This window comes from Nocardia sp. NBC_01327, assembly GCF_035958815.1.
Taxonomy (GTDB): Bacteria; Actinomycetota; Actinomycetes; order Mycobacteriales; family Mycobacteriaceae; genus Nocardia.
On the sequence record NZ_CP108383.1, the window covers coordinates 19,887 to 39,104 of the forward strand.

The following is a 19,218-nucleotide window of genomic DNA, read 5'->3' on the forward strand; positions in this document are numbered from 1 at the left end:
GATCACAAATGGCGGCTGCTGCCAGACTGCTCACTCTGTACCGAAGATCGCTGCGGTAGCCGAGGCAAATCAATTTCGGTCACCTTCCCGTATCGTGTGATCGCGGTCCTGAACCGCACCTACCCGCGCATGAAAGAGGAGCTTGTGGCCCGCCGTCCCACCCCGCCCGGCACCCCCGACACCACCGGACTCGGCCATGTGGTCGATCTGGTCCGCTCCGCCATCCCGCCGCTGCACCCGGCCGGCCTGCCCTTCGTGGCAGCGCCGCTGGCAGTCGCCGTGCTGGGCGTCCGGCGCAAGTGGGTGCGCCGCACGGGACTGCTCGCGGCCGCGGCCACCGCGACCTTCTTCCGGCACCCGCACCGGGTGCCGCCGAATCGTCCCGGTGTGGTGGTCGCGCCCGCCGATGGTGAAGTCGCACTGGTCGATTCGGCCGTGCCGCCCGTCGAGCTGAATATGGGCGATCAGCCGCTGCCGCGCGTCAGCATCTTCCTGTCGGTGCTGGATGTGCACGTACAGCGGATGCCCGTCTCCGGCAGCGTGGAGAACATCGTCTACAAGAAGGGCGAGTTCCTGTCCGCGGATCTGCCCGAGGCCAGTGACGCCAATGAGCGCAACAGCATGGTGCTGCTCACCGAGAGCGGACAGCGGCTGGTGGTCGTGCAGATCGCCGGGCTGCTCGCGCGGCGCATCGTGTGCGAGCCGAAGGTGGGCGACAAGCTCAGCATCGGCGAGACCTACGGTCTGATCCGCTTCGGCTCCCGCGTGGACACCTACTTCCCGGCCGGTACCAAACTGCTGGTCGTTCCCGGGCAGCGGACCATCGGCGCGGAAACGGTGCTGGCCGAACTGGATTCATGATGGAGCAACTCGCGCCCGCACCGTCGCTGCATCGGTCGGCCCGCAACCGCACCGTGCGACTGCTGCCGAGCATGGTCACCATTCTCGGGCTGTGCTCCGGGCTCTCGGCGGTCAAGTTCGCCATGCAGGGCGAACTCGCGATCGCCCTGGCCCTGGTCGGCGCCGCCGCGATCTTCGACATGCTGGACGGTCGCATCGCCCGCATGCTGGATGCCACCAGCCGGATGGGCGCGGAACTCGATTCGCTCTCCGACGCCATCGCCTTCGGCGTCGCGCCCGCCCTGGTGCTGTATGTGACCTTCCTGCACGCCAATAGCGTGGGCTGGATCGTCGCGCTCATGTTCGCGGTCTGCATGGTGCTGCGGCTGGCCCGCTTCAATACGCTCCTGGACGACGACAGCAGGCCCGATTGGCAGCGTGAGTACTTCACCGGTGTGCCCGCGCCCGCGGGCGCGCTCATCGTGCTACTGCCCATCGCGCTGTCCGAGCAGTTCCACGACGGCTGGTGGGTGAGCTTCACGGCCGTCGCGATCTGGACCGTGCTGACCGGCCTGCTGTGCGTGAGCACCCTGCCGACGCTGGCCATCAAGTCGGTATCGGTGGCGCCCCGCACCGCACCGCTGTTCCTGGTGCTGGTCGCGCTCGCGGCGGCGCTGCTGGTCACCTACCCGCTCATCCTGATGATGGCGCTGGTGGTGCTGTACCTCGGGCACATTCCGTTCGCCGTGCATTCGGCGCGCTGGGTCGCGGCCCGCCCGGAGACCTGGGATCACAAGCCCGCCGAGCGCCGCGCCCAGCGGCGAGCCCAGCGACGACGGCCGATTCGGGTGCCGATCCGCGGCGTGTCCACAGCCCGGTTGCGCCTGCGGCGACCTGGTGGGCGGCTGTAGTTTTCGGTCTTTGCTCGCCAGGGGCGGGGCTGTGTTTGATTTGCCCTCCGCTTCGCTCCGGGCAGGTGTGGATGTTGTTATGGGCCGGGTGACATTAGGGGTCGGGCGGCGAGTGCGGGATTGTCGGTGCGGGTTCGAGCACAATGGGGGGCGTGCCCGAACTTGCGCTGACTGCACGACTGAACACTTCGGCCGCTGATGCCCGCAGGGGGTTGGTGCGGCTGCATCCGGAGGCGCTGGCTGCGCTCGGGTTGCGGGAGTGGGATGGGGTTTCGCTCATCGGGGCTCGGCGGACCGCTGCCGTGGTCGCTGTCGCTCCTGCCGGAACGCCGGCGGGGGTGGTGCTGCTCGATGATGTGACGCTGTCGAATGCCGGGGTGCGCGAGGATGCGACCGTGGTCGTCTCGCCTGTGACGGTGTATGGGGCGAAACAGATTTCGGTGACGGGGTCGGCGCTGGCCACCAGTTCGATTCCGGAGACCACACTGCGGCAGGCGCTGCTGGGGAAAGTGGTCACGGTGGGGGACGCGGTCTCGCTGCTGCCTCGGGATCTGGGGCCGGGGACCAGTAGTTCGGCTGCGCCTCAGGCGCTTTCGCAGACCTTCCGGATCGCGTGGACCTCCGAACTGCTGACCGTGACGGCCACCGATCCCATACCCGGACCGGTGAGCGTGCAACCCAATAGCGCGGTGGTGTGGGGGCCCGGGGTGGCGGCCACCGACCATCCGCGTTCGCTGATGGGTGACAATTCGGCGCAGGCTCCCGACCGCATCGATCGACCGGTGATGCCGCCGCGCCCCGAATCGCAGGCCCCGGTGTCGGCCGTCGCGCTGGCCGATCTCGCGGGCGTGCAGGCGCAGGCGGCGAAGCTGACCGAATGGCTGAATCTGGCGCTCGATGAGCCCGAATTGCTGAAAACCCTTGGCGCCTCCTCGCAATTGGGCGTGTTGATCACGGGCCCCGCCGGAGTCGGCAAGACCACCCTGGCGCGGGCGGTGGCGGGGTCGCGGCGACTGGTGGAGCTGGACGGGCCGTCGGTCGGCGCCACCGAGAGCGGCACCCGGCTGCGCGAGGTGGGCATGGTGGTGTCCGATATCTGTTCGGGCATGGGCGGCGTCCTGCTCATTACCGATATCGATGCGCTGCTGCCGGCCGTGGCCGAGCCGGTGGCGACGCTGATCCTCGATCAACTGCGTGCGGCCGTGGCCTGCCCGGCCGTGGCATTGCTGGCGACCACGGCGCATCCGGCCGAGATCGATGCCCGCCTGCGCGGCCCGGAGCTGTGCGATCGCGAGGTGACGCTGCCCCTGCCGACCGCGGCGGTACGCGTGGCCCTGCTGGAGCAATTGCTGCGCACCGCGCCGACCGAGGGCCTGAAGCTGGACGAAATCGCTTCCCGCACACCCGGATTCGTTGCCTCCGACCTGGCAGCGCTGGTGCGCGAGGCAGCGCTGCGGGCGGCGTCCCGCGCCAGCCGGGAGCATTCGGAGCCGATGCTGCGCCAGCAGGATCTGGCGGGCGCACTGGAGGTGATCCGCCCGCTGTCCCGTTCCGGGACGGAGGAATTGGCCATCGGCAGCCTGAGTCTCGACGATGTCGGTGACATGGTCGAGACCAAGCAGGCGCTCACCGAGGCGGTGCTGTGGCCGCTGCGGCATCCGGATTCGTTCGCCCGGCTCGGCATCGATCCGCCGCGCGGCGTGCTGCTGTACGGACCGCCCGGCTGCGGTAAGACCTTCCTGGTGCGCGCCCTGGCCAGCACGGGACAGCTGAGCGTGCATACGGTGAAGGGCGCCGAACTCATGGACAAGTGGGTGGGCTCGTCCGAGCGGGCGGTGCGTGAATTGTTCCAGCGCGCACGCGATTCCGCGCCCTCGCTGATCTTCCTGGACGAGGTGGACGCGCTGGCTCCGCGCCGCGGCCAGAGCGGCGACTCGGGTGTGGCCGATCGGGTGGTCGCGGCCCTGCTGACCGAATTGGACGGTGTCGAACCGCTGCGCGATGTCGTGGTGGTCGGCGCGACCAATCGCCCGGAGCTCATCGATCCCGCGCTGACCCGGCCGGGCCGCCTGGAACGTCTTGTATTCGTCCCGCCGCCGGATGCCGCCGCCCGCACCGAAATTCTGCGCACCGCCGCCACATCCGTGCCGCTGGCGAAGGAGGTCGATCTGCGCAGGCTGGCCAAGGATCTGGACGGCTATTCGGCCGCCGATTGCGCGGCGCTGCTGCGGGAGTCCGCCCTGGCGGCCATGCGCCGCGATATGGAGGCCGCCGATGTGACCGCGGCGGATGTGGCCGCCGCGCGCGCGGTGGTCCGCCCGTCGCTGGACCACGCTCAGGTGGAGTCGCTCCGGAAGTTCTCCGAGCAGCGTGCGGGAACAGGCCGAGTCGGTACCGCAGAGGGCTATGTCTGAGTGGTAATGGGCGATAGCTGATTCGAAGCCAGTTGTCCAGCAAATGACATAACTTAGGCGAGTCGAACTGGTCGGTCCGCCCTGCCACGGTATTTTCACCCAGGTGAGGCCGTATCAGGTAGCGACCGAGACAATTACGGCACTGGTCGCGACGACGGTTGCCGGACTTTCACTAGCCATGCCGATCGACTTCGGCTGGACATCCAACACCTCAGCGTTGCAAATGGATCTGATGGCCTACACGCTGCCGCGTGCCGTCGGCGCCGGCGCCCTGGTGGCCATGATCGTCGCGGTATTGATCACCACGCTCGGCAGCACCGTCATCGCCTGGGCCACCGCGCTCGGCGGTCTGCTCGCGCTGACCGTGAACCATATCTTCGGCCACACCACCGAACCCACGAGCGCGCTCGCCACCCTGAATTTCATCGATTCGCTCGCGGGCGGCGTGGTGCTCGGCGCACTGGGCGCGGCCGTCCTGCATCATCGGCTGCCCGCCTACGGCTGGACACTCGGCGTGCTGATCAGCGTGCTGCTGGGCTCGGTCAGTCCGATGCCGCATCTGGGCGGCCTGCTGAACGAGAGCCTGTCGAGTTCGGCGACCTCGTCGTGGGATGCCATGGATATGCCGCCGCTGTGGATGCTCGAGGTGGCGCTGGTCCTGGTCGCCATCGGCACCCTGGCCAATCGCAATCGCAAGCCCGCCGAGCGGCCGTCCATCGAGCTGCCCATGACCCCGATCCTCGCGGGCGTGGTGCTGGTCGGGGTGACCGTGGCCAGTGCGGAATGGCTGGCCCGCAATGGCGACAGCTTCGCCGGGGTCGGGATGGCGGTGGTGACGACGGTGGCGACCGCGCTCATCGCGGCCATGCTGCTGCCCGGCCGGGACGGCGAACTGGTGCTGGTCATGGTGGGCCTGAGCGCGGTGGGTTCCTCCGCGCTGGCGGCCCAGCTCCCGGCCTGGTCCATACCGCTTTCGGTAGCCATGACATCGGTGGGCATGTGGTACGGCACCCGGCGCGGCGCGCCCCTGGTCTGCCTGGTGCTGGTGCTGGTGCTGGGCCTGTTCACGGCGCTCACCGCGAATACCGATCGGGCGATCTGGACCGTCGGCGGGACGACCGCGCTGGTGTGGCTGGCCGGGTACGCGCTGACCTCGGCGACACCGCGGTATGTGCCGAACCGGGTGCTGGCCACCATGGTCATCTTCATTCCGTCCGCGGTGCTGGGCCTGCGCGACTATGTGGCCCGCGGCCACTACGCCATGCAGGAATCGAGCCGTTCGATCGTCTGCACGGTGGTGCCCGAGGATGTGTCCGCGCCCGCGTGGACCGCGAGTCTCATAGTCATCGGCTGCATTGTCGGTCTGTACGTGCTGCGCTACAACCGGCCGCTGTCCGGACCCGCGGAGGCGGACTCGGCCGAATCCCCCACTGTCACACCGGCGGACGAGTGATTCAGGCGGTGGCGGCGGCCTCGACGGGCAGCGGCTGCGGCGCGGTCGCGAACCAGGTGCGGTAGAAGGCCGTCACATAGCCCGCGAGCAGTCCGAGAATCATGATTCCGGCGGGCACCGGATGTTCGGCGATATCCACCGACAGGTAGCGGTAGCCCAGCAGCAGCGCGGCCACCAGAGTGGCTCCGCCCGCGACCAATTGGATGCGCGCGGCGTCCCAGCCGCGTTCGGGTGCGCGCAGTGCGGATTCGATGGTCAGGCACAGCACTGCGCCCGCCACCAGATCCGCGCCGTAGTGATAGCCGAAACCGAGTGTGGCCGAGAGCGTGGCGATGAGCCAGAGCGTGCCGCCCCAGCGCAGCCAGCTCGGTGCGAGCGCGCCGGTGCTCGCATCGCGGCGGGAGTGGATGAAGATCGACAGCGCCCAGGCGGTGTGCAGCGACGGCATGCAATTGCGCGGGGTGTAGTGATCGAAGGGAATGGCGCCGGGCGAGAGGTCCAGTGGCGGCACGATATTCGGCCAGTAGTTGCCTAGCGAGAAGGCGTGGCCGTCGGCGCCGTATGCGAACATGGGCCCGACCACGGGGAACATGACGTACACGAGCGGGCCGACGAGTCCGACCACCAGGAAGGTGCGCACCAGGTAGTGGCCGGGCCACACCCCGGTCTTCACCACATCGCGCAGCTGCCAGAGGGTCACGATCATGGCCCCGACGGGTAGCTCGATGTACACCCAGTGCAGGCCGAATGAGGCTGCCGGCCCGAGGAAGTCGATGATCTGACCCATCACCCAGGACGGATTGCCGAGGGCGCGGTCGACCAGCGCGATGTGCTGATCCAGCACCTTGGGCCCGGCGAGCACGGTCACGCCCAGCCAGACCTCGGCCACCTTGCTGGAGAGGGTGAGCAGAATGCCGAGCGCCGCGGCATGCAGTGCGTTCTTGCGTTCGGTGCCCTGCCAGTGGAAGGCGGCCAGCAGGACCAGCGCGGTGAGCACGATGACCGGGCCGTTGCCCAGTGCCAGTGGTCCGCCGTGGAGGCTGCGCACGATCTGATAGACGAGATCGATGCCCGCCGCGGCTCCCACGGCGAGGAAGCGCCGTCGCCAGGACAATCCGATGAGGGCGAGTCCGAGTCCGGCCCACGGTACCGACACCGATTTCGGGGTGCCGGTGTAGTCGTCCCAGAGGCTTTCGAGGGGACCGCCGAAGTGATGGTGTGCCGCGAAGATCTGCAGTCCGATGAGCAGCACGGGAACGGCGGTCAGCAACGCCGTCGTCTGGACGCGCCGCGACAGCATCCACGTCAAGTTCCGGCGTGCCCCACCCACCACTTCGGAACGCGGACCGTCGAGCAACACCCACCCATAGTAAACGTCGTGTGAACGCCACCCCCCGGATGAGCTGAACGCAACCCCCGCTGTCGGATGAACAGCCCCCGGTCGTAGCAATGTCGTTCCAGGCCAGGACACCTGGAGGCCATCTGGAAGTAACCGAATTCACACTCGCGGACGCCGAATGTCCGGCCCCCGGCGCAGGTCCCCCGTCATCCCGGCAGGCTTTCGGCCGGGATCAACTCCTACTGTGCGAGCTCGTTCACCAGCGAATCCACCACGGCCACAAAATCCCCCTGTGCGGCGGCCGCCGCGCGGCGCTGTCGCTGATAGGACGCCCCGCGCTTGGGGATGTCCGCGACCATGGCCAGTTCGGTTTCGCAGCCGAGGCTCTTGGCGGTCGGTTCGAGGCGGTTGAGCAGATCGGTCAGATCGTCGGTCACCAGGCGCTCATTGCTGGCGGCGTCGGTGATGATGATGGCGTCGAGCCCGTAGCGTGCGGCCCGCCACTTGTTCTCCTGCACATGCCACGGCGGAATGGTCGGCAGCGTCTCACCGGATTCGACGCGGCGGTCGAGGTCGACGATGAGGCAGTGGATGAGTGCCACGATCGCCGATAGCTCGGCCCGGCTCGGGGTGCCGTCGCACACCCGGACCTCGATGGTGCCCCATTTGGGGGCGGGCCGGATATCCCAGTGCATGCCGCCGATCTGTTCGAACACACCGGTTTTCATCTGGTCGTGCGCGAAACCCTCGAACTGCGCCCAATTTTCGAATTGGAAGGGCAGTCCGGCGGTGGGCAGCTGCTGGAACATGAGCGCCCGGTTGCTGGCGTAGCCGGTGTCGACGCCCGCCCACATGGGGGACGAGGCGGACAGGGCCAGCAGGTGCGGGTAGGACAGCAGCAGGCTGTTGATGATGGGGAAGACCTTCTCCGGATGCGAGACCCCGACGTGCACGTGCACGCCCCAGATCAGCATCTGGCGTCCCCACCACTGGGTGCGCTCGATGAGTTCGTCGTAATGCTCACTGCGCGTGAGCTGTTGGGCGTCCCACTGCGCGAAGGGATGGGTGCCTGCGCAGAACAGGTCGACGCCCAGCGGGTCTGCCACCCGGCGCACCGTGTCCATGGTCCCGTGCAGCTCGTCCACCGCTTCGCCGACGGTGTCGTGCTTGCCGGTGACGAGTTCTACGGTGTTGCGCAGCAGTTCCTTGGTGATCTGCGGATGCCCGTCCCAGGCGCGCAGATCACCGCATGCCTCGAAAACCGCTGCGGCCGTGTTGGAAAGGTCGCGCGTCTGTTTGTCGACGAGCGCGACCTCCCACTCCACGCCGAGCGTGGGCCGAGGCGAACTGTTGAAGTGGACCTTCGAAATGCCTGCCCCGGCCATGGCTCACCTATTGGGTTATGCGATGACGCCGCAAGCGACCCGGGCACCCGCATCGCCGGTCGCCATGGTTTCGGCGTCCGGTCCGGCGGCGCCCCCGGCCTGCGTGTATCGACTGGGGATATTGCCGAAGTTGTCCGCACCCGCGTGGATCATCAGGGCCTTGCCCTTGAGTTCGTCCAGCGTGACTGCGTCGGTAGTGGTGACGAGCTTGGCGGTGCCGTCCTGCTTGACCTCGAGCGACGTCAGATCGCCGCTCGCCGGGTGCACATTCTGGTCACCGGCCTGGAAGTGGCCACCGGCGGAGAGGAAATCGCCGGCCGGGCCGCCGGTGGGTGCGACGGAGTTCGCTTCGCACTTACCGAACTGGTGGACGTGCAGGCCGTGGAAGCCGGGCTTGAGGCCGTGGGCCTCGACGCTGACCTCCAGGTGGTTGCCCACCACACCGAATGTGGCGGTGCCGACGGTCTGGCCGTTCGAATCCTTCAGCGTGGCGCTGACGGAATCGGTGGGCGGGTTGGTGAGGCCACCACCCTGTGCGGTACCGGCCGGCGCCGCGGAACTGGTGAACACCGGCGGCGTCGTTCCCTTGACGTCGCTCGATTCCTGGCTGTTGGAGCAGCCGGCGAGGCCGAAGACCGCGACCGCAAGCACCGGGGTCACTGTCCGCCAGGACGGGCGACGAGTTGACGAGGCCATCGGGGAACTCCTTTACGAGTCCGAGTTTACGAAAAGCTGGGTGGACATGATTACTACTCGGACAAGATGATGCCAGAGCCGTGACCCACTCCCCCGCAGGGGCTGGCCGGGTGTTCAGATGGGGCTCGGACGAGGCCGGGAAGCGGATCAGTTGCCGGTGACGATGATGATGATTCCGGGCGGGCTGTCCATAATTCCGGCGAAGCGCGGTTCGGCGGTGATGCCGAGCTGGTTGGCGATGGCCAGGGCGGCCGCCTTCTCCCCCGCCGAACTGCCGTAGTACACGGTCGTTTTGGGGATGACGCCGGTGCCGTAGTTGCCGGTCTCGGTGATGTTCCAGCCGTCGGCGGAGAGCTCGTTCGCGGTTTTCGCGGCGAGACCGGAGACCATGCTGTTGTTCAAAACCCTTACGGGGAGGGTCTTGTCGACGGCGCCCGCGGCGGGGGTGGTGGTCGGCGGCGGGGTCGTGGTGACCGGCGCGGTGCTGCTGGCCGATGGCGCGGTGGTTGCCGGAGGCGGCGAAACCTGCTGCGCCACAGTGGTGGTGGCCGCTGCGGACTGCGCTGCGGAGGTGGTGGCGGCGCTCGAGGCGGCCCCCGCGTCCGAGGAGTCCGAACTCGACAGCGACATCGCACCGAGCCCGGCGAACACGATGGCAAGCGCGATCAGCACCATGGCCAGGGCGCGCAGCGGCGGACCACCGGACGGCGTATTCGGAGTGCTCACGTCGCAGAGCCTAATCTCTGATCGGTCTGCGGGCGGTTCACACCTGGAATCCCAGACGGCGTGCGGCCCTGGTCTTCTGACGGCTGGCACGCAACCGGCGCAGTCGCTTCACCAGCATGGGGTCGGCGGCGAGCGCCTCGGGCTTGTCGACGACCGCGTTCAGCACCTGGTAGTAGCGGGTGGGCGAGAGGTCGAACAGTTCCCGGATGGCTTCTTCTTTCGCACCGGCGTACTTCCACCATTTGCGTTCGAAATCGAGGATGTCGATTTCCCGCCGTGAGAGGCCGTGCGCGCCATCCTCATCGGGTGTCGCGGCACCGGCGGCGATGTTCTCGCTCACGGAAGGATCGTCCCCGCTTGCGGAAAATCGTGCCGCTGCGCTGTCCATAGTGCTCCCTCGCCGAGTGGTCACCAGACGAATATGGTGCTTGTACGTCGCCGCTCATTCAACCACGCGGCGCTGACTTCGCGGCGCGTACCGTTCGGCGTGTTTTAGTGATCTACGCCCGGCGTGTCGCTCTGGCAACAGGTCCCGGATGGACCTCCGGAACCACCCAGTAGGCTGCTCAGCATGGCTATTCTCCCGATCGTCATCGTCGGCGACCCGGTTCTGCACAACCCGACCGAGAAGGTCACGCAGACACCCGAGGAACTTGCCGAGCTGATCGCGGACATGTACGAAACCCTCGACGCCGCCCGCGGTGTGGGCCTGGCCGCCAATCAGGTCGGTGTGCCGCTTCGACTGTTCGTCTACGACTGCCCCGACGAGGGCCCGGACGGCAAGATGGTCCGCCGGCGCGGTGCGGTGATCAACCCGGTATTGGAAACCTCCGCGATTCCGGAGACGATGCCCGATCCCGATGACGACGAAGAGGGCTGCCTCTCGGTTCCGGGCGAGCAGTGGCCCACAGGTCGCGCCGAATGGGCGAAGGTCACCGGTACCGATGAGCACGGCGATCCGGTCGAGCTGGAGGGTGAGGATTTCTTCGCCCGCATGCTGCAGCACGAGGTGGGTCATCTCGACGGCTTCCTGTACGTGGATGTGCTCCTCGGGCGCAATGCGCGCGGCGCCAAGAAGGCCATCAAGCGGAACGGCTGGGGCACGCCGGGTTTGAGCTGGGTGCCGGGCACCGTGCCGGATCCGTTCGGGCATGACGACTGATCACCCCGCCCCCGGACCCGACGGCGGCCTGCCGCCCCTCGGACGCCGGATGGTGGTGCGCTACCGCCTGCCCGAGGGCTATCCGCAGCCGCTGACCGATGTGATCGGCGAACTCGTCGCGATCGATCCCCTGACCGTGCGCACCGCCGACGGCCAGGTGCTCTCGATCGCCCCGGATCGGGTGGTCGCGTGGAAAGAGCTGGGCGCCAGGCCGATTCGGACCAGTGAGATCCGCGCCCTGGAGGCGGCGGCGGCCGACGGCTGGCCGGGCCTGCAGCGCGCCTGGATCGACGGCTGGCTGCTGCGCGCCGGGGAGGGATATACCGGGCGCGCGAATTCCGCTGTGCCGCTCGGTGGTTCGGAAGGCCCGGCGCGGTTCGACGCGGAGACCATGCACCGGATCGGCGAGTGGTACACCGCACACGGGCTGCCGCTGCAGCTGCTGCTGCCGGATCGGCTCACCGCGATTCCGCAGGGCTGGCGGACCTGGAACGAAACCATGGTGCTGGCCATCGATCTCGAGACCTTCGTGCTGCCGCCGGGTGTCCCCATGCTGCGCATCGCCGCCGAACCGGACGGCGCGTGGCTGTCTATGTACCGGCATCGCGGTGGTGATACCGAGATCGGCAGGACCCCGGTGGTGGAGGTGCTGACCGCGGTGCGCGAGGGTGAATTGGGTTTCGCCACAGTGGGCTTGCCCGCGCCGCTGGCCATCGGCCGGGCCGCGGTCACCACCGCGCCGGACGGCCGCCGCTGGGTGGGGTTGACCTGCGTCACGGTGGCGGACGAGCATCGCAGGCACGGTCTGGGTTCACTGGTGTGCGCGGAATTGCTCCGCTGGGGTCACGCCCGCGGCGCGACGCACGCGTACGTCCAGGTGGAGGCCGGCAATGCCGGAGCGATGGCGTTGTACCGGGAGCTGGGTTTCGTGGAGCACCACTGGTACCGCTACGTGGCGCCCTGACCGCCGAGTTTTTGCTGTAGTCGAAAAACCCTATCTCCGAAAGGCTTTGCCGTGCGGCTCGCAACCTGGAATGTGAATTCGATTCGCTCCCGGCAGGATCGGGTGCTGGCCTGGCTGGACCGCTCGGATATCGACGTGCTGGCCATGCAGGAAACCAAGTGCAAGGACGAGCAGTTCCCGTTCGAGGCCTTCGAGGCCGCCGGGTACGAGGTCGCGCACGTGGGCTACAACCAGTGGAACGGTGTGGCCATCGCCTCGCGCATCGGCCTGGAGGATGTGGCGATCGGCTTCCCGGAGCAGCCGGGTTTCGACAAGGACGCCGGTGAATCGCTGCTGAGCACTCCGGTGGTGGAAGCCCGCGCGATCGGCGCGACCTGCGGCGGCGTGCGGGTGTGGAGCCTGTACGTGCCCAACGGCCGCGCGCTGGACGATCCGCACTACACCTACAAGCTGGAATGGCTTGCGGCCCTGCGCAATGCGGGAACACAGTGGTTGACGGAGGATCCGCACGCACAGATCGCACTGGTGGGTGACTGGAATATCGCGCCGACCGATGCGGATGTCTGGTCACCGGAATTCTTCGAGGGCAAGACGCACACCTCCGAGAAGGAGCGCGCCGCTTTCGAGGCGATGACCGAGGCGGGCTTCACCGACGCCATGCGCCCGTTCCACCCCGGTCCCGGCGTCTACACCTACTGGGACTACACCCAGCTGCGCTTCCCCCGCAAGGAGGGGATGCGCATCGACTTCATCCTCAACTCCCCCGACCTCGCGGCCCGCGTCACCGATACGAACGTGGACCGCGAGGAGCGAAAGGGCAAGGGCGCCAGCGATCATGCGCCCGTGGTCACCGAACTGGCGGACTAGGAGTTACCCCAAGCCATTCAGATCACAGGGGGTTCCGCTGGCCGAACGAAGCACACAGATCAAACCGAAGACACCCAATCCCCCTACCAGCACGCCTCCCGCAAGGAGGTCGGTCAGGCCGCTGCCGGTGCCGAGGCTGACGGATACGGTGTCCGCCTGGGGTGCGGCATTGGGCGCATCGGCGAGGGCGGCGCCCGCGCCGACGGTGAGTGCGGTGGTGAACGCGGTGCCGATGGCGAATGCCCGAAGGGTCTGCCTCATAGCGGTGGATCTCTTTTCGTCTGAAGCCGTACAGCTCTCTGCTGGCGCTCACCATAGTGGATAGCTGACATTTCAGATTGCGTTCGGCGAGGTCCGCCGCCCCCTCTTGCTGGGGCTTGCGGATCTCGGTACGGCGCGTGAATCCCGTTACGCCGGGCGGGTTTTGATGGCGTCGCGGGAGATGAAGACGTCGTAGCTGCCGCCGGTGGCGATGACGGCATTGCCGTAGGCGGAGCGCACGAAGGGCTTGGTGTACCAGGACTGGTCCCGCATATCGGAGAAGAAGTCGCCGTCGCCGCCATTGAGGAAGATCTGGTTCTGCTTGGTGGCGACGCCGTCGAGGCGCTGGCCGAACAGGCGGGTCACCTTGTAACCGGAGTGGAAGCCGAGCGCGTTGACCCACGGTTCCAGTTCGACGATATCGGCCTGCAGGACCCACATATCGCCCTCGACTTGGTATTTCAGATGCTGCTCGTCATGTCCCTTGTCCCCGTACAGGGTCAGATCGACGTTCATCATGTGCTGCTGCCCGGCCACGGGCGAGGTCACTATGTGCGCTGCCTTCACTTCACCGGTGAGTCCGAGGAAGGTTTGCAGCAGCGTCGTGATCCAAAGGATCACCACCGCAACGAAGATCAGCGAGACAGCGCCCGCGCCGCGTCCGACGAGGACCCTGAATCCCACCTTGCGAGACTTGAGCAGCGCGGTCACCAGTAGCGCGATCGCCGCGATCACGAGCGCGGCCAGCAAGAACTGCAGCCAGCCGAAAGATACCGGGAAAACCATGCGGTAGTTGTACCCGCTGAGCGTGAAGCAACACAGCAGGTCACATACAGAACGCGCGTGTCACCCGGCGAGTCCGCAAACCTACTGCCTCAAAACGCAATCCGGCCCCGCCCCGAGGCAGTGGGGGCTACCGACTGCCCCATTATCCAATCCGGCCCCCGCACCTTGGGTGCGGGGGCCGGGAGATCTCAGCGAGCTTCCTAGAAAGCTGCTTCGTCGAGCTTCATGATGTCGTTGTCGAGGTTCTCCACGACGCTGCGCACGCCGGTGATGAGCGGCAGCTTGTTCTTCGCGAACCAGGAGGCGACGGCGATCTTGCCGGTGTAGAAGTGCTTGTCCTTCTCTGCGGCATTGCCGTCCAGCGCGGCCTGCGCGATGGCGGCGCTCTCCAGCAGTCGCCAGGAGATGACGAGATCGCCTACGGAGTACAGGAATCGGACCGAGCCGAGGCCGACCTTGTACAGCTCGTCCGGGTTCGTCTGGGCGGCCATGAGGTAGCCGGTGAGCGTGGCGGCGATGCCCTGCACATCAGTGAGGGCGGCGCCGAGCAGTGCGCGCTCGGCCTTGAGCTGATCCGGCCCGCCGTCGACGAACTTCTGGATGAGTCCGGCGACGTGCGCCAGCGCCACGCCCTTATCGCGAATGATCTTGCGGAAGAAGAAGTCCTGCGCCTGGATGGCGGTGGTGCCCTCGTACAGCGAGTCGATCTTGCAGTCGCGAATGTACTGCTCGATCGGGTAATCCTGCAGATATCCGGAGCCGCCGAGGGTCTGCAGCGATTCGGTGAGCGATTCGTAGGCGCGGTCGGAGCCGCACCCCTTGACGATCGGCAGCAGCAGATCGTTGACGCGCGCGGCGAGGTCGGCGTCGACGCCGTAGTTGGCGGCGGCGACATCGTCGTTCTGGTACGAGGAGCAGTACATGTAGAGCGCGCGCAGGCCCTCCGCGTACGCCTTCTGCGTCGCGAGGCTGCGGCGCACATCGGGGTGGTGGGTGATGGTGACGCGCGGGGCTGCCTTATCCGTCATCTGGGTCAGGTCGGCGCCCTGTACGCGCTGCTTGGCATACTCGAGAGCGTTCAGGTAACCGGTGGACAGCGCGCCGGTGGCCTTGGTGCCCACCATCATTCGCGCGTTCTCGATGACCTTGAACATCTGCGCGATGCCATTGTGCACATCGCCGACGAGGTAACCGACGGCCGGAATATCGCCACCGAAGGTGATCTCACAGGTGGGCGAGGACTTGATGCCCATCTTGTGCTCGACGCCGGTGACCAGCGCGCCGTTCTTGGCGCCGATCGCCATGGTCTCGCGGTCGAACAGGAAGCGCGGCACGATGAACAGCGACAGGCCCTTGGTGCCCGGCCCGGCGCCCTCGGGGCGGGCCAGCACCAGGTGGAAGATGTTGTCGGCGGTATCGCCCACATCGCCACCGGAGATGAAGCGCTTCACCCCGTCGATGTGCCAGGTGCCGTCGGCCTGCGCGGTGGCCTTGGTGCGGCCCATGCCGACATCGGAACCGGCGTCGGGCTCGGTGAGCACCATGGTGCCGCCCCAGCGGTTCTCCCAGGCGTGCGCGGCCCAGCGCTTCTGCTCGTCATTGCCCTCGTCGAAGATGACCTTGTGCATGAGCGGGCCCATATTGAAGAAGCTGGCCGAATTGTTCGCGGCCACAATCATTTCCTGAATGCCCCAGATGAGGGCGTTCGGCGCGGCCACGCCGCCCATCTCCTCGGGCAGGCCGAGCCCGGAGTACCCGGCGTCATTGACCGCGGCGACGGTCTTCCGCAGCAGGTCCGGCACGATGATCGTGTTGTTCGGGGCATCGAATTCGACCGGGGTGCGGTCGCCCTCGACGAAGGATTCGGCGATCGGCCCTTCGGCCAGGCGCACCACCTCGGTGAGCATGTCACGGGCGGTCTCGCTGTCGAGATCGCCGTAGGCGCCCTGATCGAGCAGCGCCCCGATTCCCAGTACTTCGAACAAGTTGAACTCGATGTCACGCAGGTTCGCCTTGTAGTGGGACACGGACGGGCCTCCTCAGCCTTAGGTCTTGATGATCAAGAGGAGGTTGCCGTAGTCTCGTGCGGTTACGCAACCGTAGGCGGACGTGGGCCAGGTCACGATAGGGGATAAATCGGGCGGCGCACCCCCGAATCCCGCTGGCTGGAACACTGCGGCGCACACAGGCCGTACCGATCGCCCCGGTACATGTCACTCCGCGATCCCACGCGCATCACTCCGGCCGGGCCGGCTATGCGCCCTTGGCAGCGCGGCCGTAAAGCTCCTTCGCCTGCGACGGCGTCACCGTGACCGGATTCTGCGGAGTGCCCGCGCGCAGGTGCTCACGGAGCAGCCGGCCCGTCATCGGCCCGATGAAGTTCGCCGCGACCGCATGCTCGAGCCGGTCATTGCTGAGCACCTTCATGGCAGCCCGCACAGCCTTCGGATAGGCGGCGTCGACCACGCCCGGCTGATCGAATCCGCCTGTGCGGCGCATCCATTCGGGCAGGGTGGCAATGGCGGCCGGGGCCACCAGGCGACTGCCGGCCCACAGTTTCATCCCGCGATCACGCGGGGTGAACAGCAGGTAGTGCATGCCCTCGTGGGCGCGCTCGGAAGAGCTGAGCCTGGGCCGCATGTCGGCGAAGTAGTCGCGGACCTCGGCGCGGGAGGTCGGCACCTCGGACGGCTTACAGGTCTGCAGTTCGGCGGCGATGACGCATTCCGCCCAGTACTGCCGCTCCTCCTCCGGGCTCAGCGGTCCGGGGCCGTACATCTCGTAGCATTTGAGCACCGAATGCCAGCCGGTGACGTGAATCCACAGCTGCGAGTCGGGATTGTTTGCGCTGTAACGCTTTCCGCTGATCGGCTCGATACCGGTCGCCTTGGCGTGCACCTGCATGAGATGTTCGGACGCCTCGATCGCCATGCGGCTGTCGGCGACGGCGGCGATCAGGAAGTAGGCGAAGGTGTGATCGAGCCGCCCGCGCGGATCGCTGTAGATGCCGCCGACATCGGCGACGGCCGCGGTGAGCGCGGGATCGAAATGCTCGAGCACCACCGAGCGCTGGAATCCGATGAGCGCGGTGGGCGCGGTCCACACCTTCCAGGTGGGCGAATCCGGCCCGAAGAAGCCGTAGTCGAGCTCACGGATGGTGCGGGCAGGTGCGTCGAATTGCGGACGCTCGGTCGCTGCCTTCACTCCCCCGCCTCCCCGGAAACTCGGCGGACGGCCGAGAGCCGTCGACGTTGAGCCCCCGTGCCGGCGGTCGGGCGCCGCACCGATTTTGGACGTACCCCGGGAGTTACCCCGACCCTCACGAAATCAGTTGTCCCGTCTCGCACTACGTGTGAATGCATAATTTCTCCTTCACGAATGGAACCATCACCCGCCGCCGCTGCGGGACGGGCGCCGACAACATCAGGGGTTCATTTCATACTGCCCGGCAAGCGCCCTGACCTGGCGCAATACCACCTCGAAGCGGACCGGGTCTGCGACCGGGCGGCGTACCAGATCGAGTGCGCGGGCCTGCTGCGCCTTGGTCGCGGAGGGCTTCGCGCTCAGGGCCACCGCGTGCTTGGAGAAGTCGCGCACGAAGATGTCGAAGAGCTGATCGAGCACATCGACATCGGCGTTCGCGATCTCGGCCTGCTCCAGAATCAGCTGGGCGTAGGGCACCATCGTGAACAGTTCGCCGAGCCCGAACAGGAAATCCACATCCGCCTGCTGCTCGCGGGTCGGGGTGGCGGCGGCCAGCAGTGTCTGCAGGCCGAGCGCCTGCTCCAGGAACACCGCGACATTCGGGATGTGCGCGAACTTCTCGAAGACCGGCTTCCAGTCGGCGAAGCGAATCCGGCCGAGGCCGCTGCTCGGACCCTGCCGCCACAGGAAGTCGTCGTCGGCAGCGTCCCGCCGGGTCGGCACGGGAGCGTAAGTGGCGCCGGCCAATTCGCTGCGCAGCTTGGGCACCAGCCCGCCGGCGCGCGGGGCGACACGGCGACTCGACCAGCTCAGCGCCTCGGAGACCGCGCGCACCGCACCCGCCGGGCTGGCGGCGGGCAGATAGCGCAGCGCGGCCAGCGCGGCATCGGCCGGGTGGAACATGTAGTTGGGCATGAACTTCAGCGACAGCGCCATATTCACGTGCACGGTGCCCTCGAGGCGCGGCAGGCCGAACATGCCGACCATGGCCATCGGGAAGTACATATCGTTCTCGAAGCCGCGGGCGGCGATCACATCCGCGAGATCCTCGTAGATCTTCTGCCCGGTGCGGGTCACCGACATCTTCTCGATGGCGCTGACCAGCAGGTAGCGGCGGTCCTTCGCATTCGCCGAGCGCATGTAGTCGATGGCGCGCTCGCTGTAGAGCTTCATGCCGATCAGTCGCGCGAAGCTGTCCGCCAGTAGCGATTTCACCTGCGGGAACTCGGTCACCTTGTGCCCGAACAGGATTCGGTTCTCCGCATGCGTGACCGCCTCGTACATGGCGTGCTCGCACGCGCCGACCGCACCGAAGCCGAGGTTGAACTTGCCGACATTGACGGTGTTCATGGCGGCGTCGAAGGCCTCACGGCCGGTGTGCAGGATATCGGCCTCGGCGACCGGGTATTTGTCGAGTTCGAATGCGGCGACGTACATCTGGGAGTCGACGACATTCTTCTGCAGCTTGTAGTTCTTGTGCCGGGAGTCGGCCGCGAAGAAGAGGTAGCCGGAGTACTCCTCGTCGGTCATCTTCCGCTGGAAGTCGGCGGAATCGATGATCGGCTTATCGGACCGGCGGCCGAAGACCGACACCATGGCGGCCTGATTGCCATTGCCGATGTAGTACTTGCCGCCGGTCGCGGTGAAGCCCGCGCCGCGCGCCTTCGGCTCGAGGATCATGTCGGTGGAGTACACATCGGCGCCGTGCGCCTGCTCGGACAGCCCGAAGGCGAAGATCTCGCCGGAGTCCAGCGCGGCCGCGGCGCGCGCCTTGGCCTCGGCATTGGCGCTCTGCCAGATCGGCCCGAGGCCGAGGATGGTGACCTGCCAGACGTACCAGTACTGCATGCCGTAGAAGCCGAGGATCTTGCTCATCATGGCGATGCGCGCGGTGTCCCAGCGCTTGTTCGGATCGCCGGCGGCCTCGGCCGCGGGGGTCAGGAAGGTGGCGAAAACGCGCTCGCTCTTGATGAAGTCGAGGAATTCCGAATACCAGACCCGATCGCGGCTGTCGGCCAGCAGGCGCACCTTGCCGAGGCTCTCGAACCAGTTGACGGTGGCGCGCAGCAGGCGCCGGGTCTCCGCATCGAATTCGGCGAACTCGTGCGTCTTCGGGTTGAACAGGGTCTCGGTCATGTCGTCTTCCTCAAGCCGGGGCGTCGGTCGCGGGCACGTTTCCTTCGCGAATGTAGCATTTTTATTCACTCACG

Annotated in this window: 17 protein-coding genes; 7 read left to right on the forward strand and 10 right to left on the reverse strand. The window is 67.1% G+C overall.

Annotated features, from left to right (window positions below):
• Nucleotides 1–144 precede the first annotated feature (144 nt).
• The 4 genes from OG326_RS00100 (at nt 145) to OG326_RS00115 (ending at nt 5,618) form a co-directional block, all read left to right on the forward strand.
• Nucleotides 145–861 carry a phosphatidylserine decarboxylase gene (locus OG326_RS00100; protein ID WP_327146302.1) on the forward strand — a complete coding sequence of 239 codons (717 nt, stop codon included), beginning with the start codon at nt 145–147 and terminating at the stop codon, nt 859–861.
• Complete coding sequence (gene pssA / locus OG326_RS00105) at nt 858–1,751, forward strand: CDP-diacylglycerol--serine O-phosphatidyltransferase (protein ID WP_327142585.1); 894 nt, start codon at nt 858–860, stop codon at nt 1,749–1,751. Before OG326_RS00100 ends, pssA begins: the two co-directional genes overlap by 4 nt.
• A gap of 143 nt (nt 1,752–1,894) precedes the next feature.
• On the forward strand, nt 1,895–4,165 hold the full coding sequence (locus OG326_RS00110) for an AAA family ATPase (RefSeq protein ID WP_327142586.1): 2,271 nt from the start codon (nt 1,895–1,897) through the stop codon (nt 4,163–4,165).
• Between the two features lie 103 nt (nt 4,166–4,268).
• The gene (locus OG326_RS00115) at nt 4,269–5,618 is read left to right on the forward strand and encodes a hypothetical protein (protein WP_327142587.1); all 1,350 of its coding nucleotides are present in this window, start codon (nt 4,269–4,271) and stop codon (nt 5,616–5,618) included.
• Nucleotide 5,619: 1 nt separating this feature from the next.
• Here OG326_RS00115 and OG326_RS00120 read toward each other — a convergent pair whose 3' ends face one another.
• The 5 genes from OG326_RS00120 to OG326_RS00140 form a co-directional block, all read right to left on the reverse strand.
• On the reverse strand, nt 5,620–6,978 hold the full coding sequence (locus OG326_RS00120; RefSeq protein WP_327142588.1) for a phosphatase PAP2 family protein: 1,359 nt from the start codon (nt 6,976–6,978) through the stop codon (nt 5,620–5,622).
• A 218-nt stretch (nt 6,979–7,196) separates the two neighbouring features.
• On the reverse strand, nt 7,197–8,342 hold the full coding sequence (locus tag OG326_RS00125; RefSeq protein WP_327142589.1) for a glutamate--cysteine ligase: 1,146 nt from the start codon (nt 8,340–8,342) through the stop codon (nt 7,197–7,199).
• Between the two features lie 15 nt (nt 8,343–8,357).
• On the reverse strand, nt 8,358–9,038 hold the full coding sequence (gene sodC / locus OG326_RS00130; protein WP_327142590.1) for a superoxide dismutase[Cu-Zn]: 681 nt from the start codon (nt 9,036–9,038) through the stop codon (nt 8,358–8,360).
• Between the two features lie 147 nt (nt 9,039–9,185).
• Nucleotides 9,186–9,764, reverse strand: a complete 579-nt coding sequence (locus OG326_RS00135) for a LytR C-terminal domain-containing protein (protein ID WP_327142591.1) — start codon at nt 9,762–9,764, stop codon at nt 9,186–9,188.
• 37 nt (nt 9,765–9,801) lie between these two features.
• On the reverse strand, nt 9,802–10,152 hold the full coding sequence (locus OG326_RS00140) for a DUF3263 domain-containing protein (protein ID WP_297626259.1): 351 nt from the start codon (nt 10,150–10,152) through the stop codon (nt 9,802–9,804).
• A 183-nt stretch (nt 10,153–10,335) separates the two neighbouring features.
• On the opposite strand from OG326_RS00140, the gene OG326_RS00145 reads away from it, so the two are divergent.
• The 3 genes from OG326_RS00145 to OG326_RS00155 are packed head-to-tail and all read left to right on the forward strand — an operon-like array spanning nt 10,336 to nt 12,757.
• Nucleotides 10,336–10,926 (forward strand): peptide deformylase, encoded by a 591-nt coding sequence (locus OG326_RS00145; protein WP_327142592.1) that lies wholly within the window; start codon nt 10,336–10,338, stop codon nt 10,924–10,926.
• On the forward strand, nt 10,916–11,890 hold the full coding sequence (locus OG326_RS00150) for an N-acetylglutamate synthase, CG3035 family (RefSeq protein ID WP_327142593.1): 975 nt from the start codon (nt 10,916–10,918) through the stop codon (nt 11,888–11,890). Before OG326_RS00145 ends, OG326_RS00150 begins: the two co-directional genes overlap by 11 nt.
• A 51-nt stretch (nt 11,891–11,941) precedes the next feature.
• Nucleotides 11,942–12,757, forward strand: coding sequence for an exodeoxyribonuclease III (locus tag OG326_RS00155; protein WP_327142594.1), 816 nt, complete (start codon nt 11,942–11,944; stop codon nt 12,755–12,757).
• 3 nt (nt 12,758–12,760) lie between these two features.
• Here OG326_RS00155 and OG326_RS00160 read toward each other — a convergent pair whose 3' ends face one another.
• The 5 genes from OG326_RS00160 to OG326_RS00180 all read right to left on the reverse strand — a co-directional run bounded on the left by OG326_RS00160 (nt 12,761) and on the right by OG326_RS00180 (nt 19,144).
• Nucleotides 12,761–13,018, reverse strand: coding sequence for a hypothetical protein (locus OG326_RS00160; protein ID WP_327142595.1), 258 nt, complete (start codon nt 13,016–13,018; stop codon nt 12,761–12,763).
• A gap of 147 nt (nt 13,019–13,165) precedes the next feature.
• Nucleotides 13,166–13,804 carry a hypothetical protein gene (locus OG326_RS00165; protein WP_327142596.1) on the reverse strand — a complete coding sequence of 213 codons (639 nt, stop codon included), beginning with the start codon at nt 13,802–13,804 and terminating at the stop codon, nt 13,166–13,168.
• Nucleotides 13,805–14,004: 200 nt separating this feature from the next.
• The gene (locus tag OG326_RS00170; protein WP_327142597.1) at nt 14,005–15,831 is read right to left on the reverse strand and encodes an acyl-CoA dehydrogenase; all 1,827 of its coding nucleotides are present in this window, start codon (nt 15,829–15,831) and stop codon (nt 14,005–14,007) included.
• 226 nt (nt 15,832–16,057) lie between these two features.
• On the reverse strand, nt 16,058–17,008 hold the full coding sequence (locus OG326_RS00175) for an oxygenase MpaB family protein (RefSeq protein WP_327142598.1): 951 nt from the start codon (nt 17,006–17,008) through the stop codon (nt 16,058–16,060).
• 219 nt (nt 17,009–17,227) lie between these two features.
• The gene (locus tag OG326_RS00180; protein ID WP_327142599.1) at nt 17,228–19,144 is read right to left on the reverse strand and encodes an acyl-CoA dehydrogenase family protein; all 1,917 of its coding nucleotides are present in this window, start codon (nt 19,142–19,144) and stop codon (nt 17,228–17,230) included.
• Nucleotides 19,145–19,218: the final 74 nt, after the last annotated feature.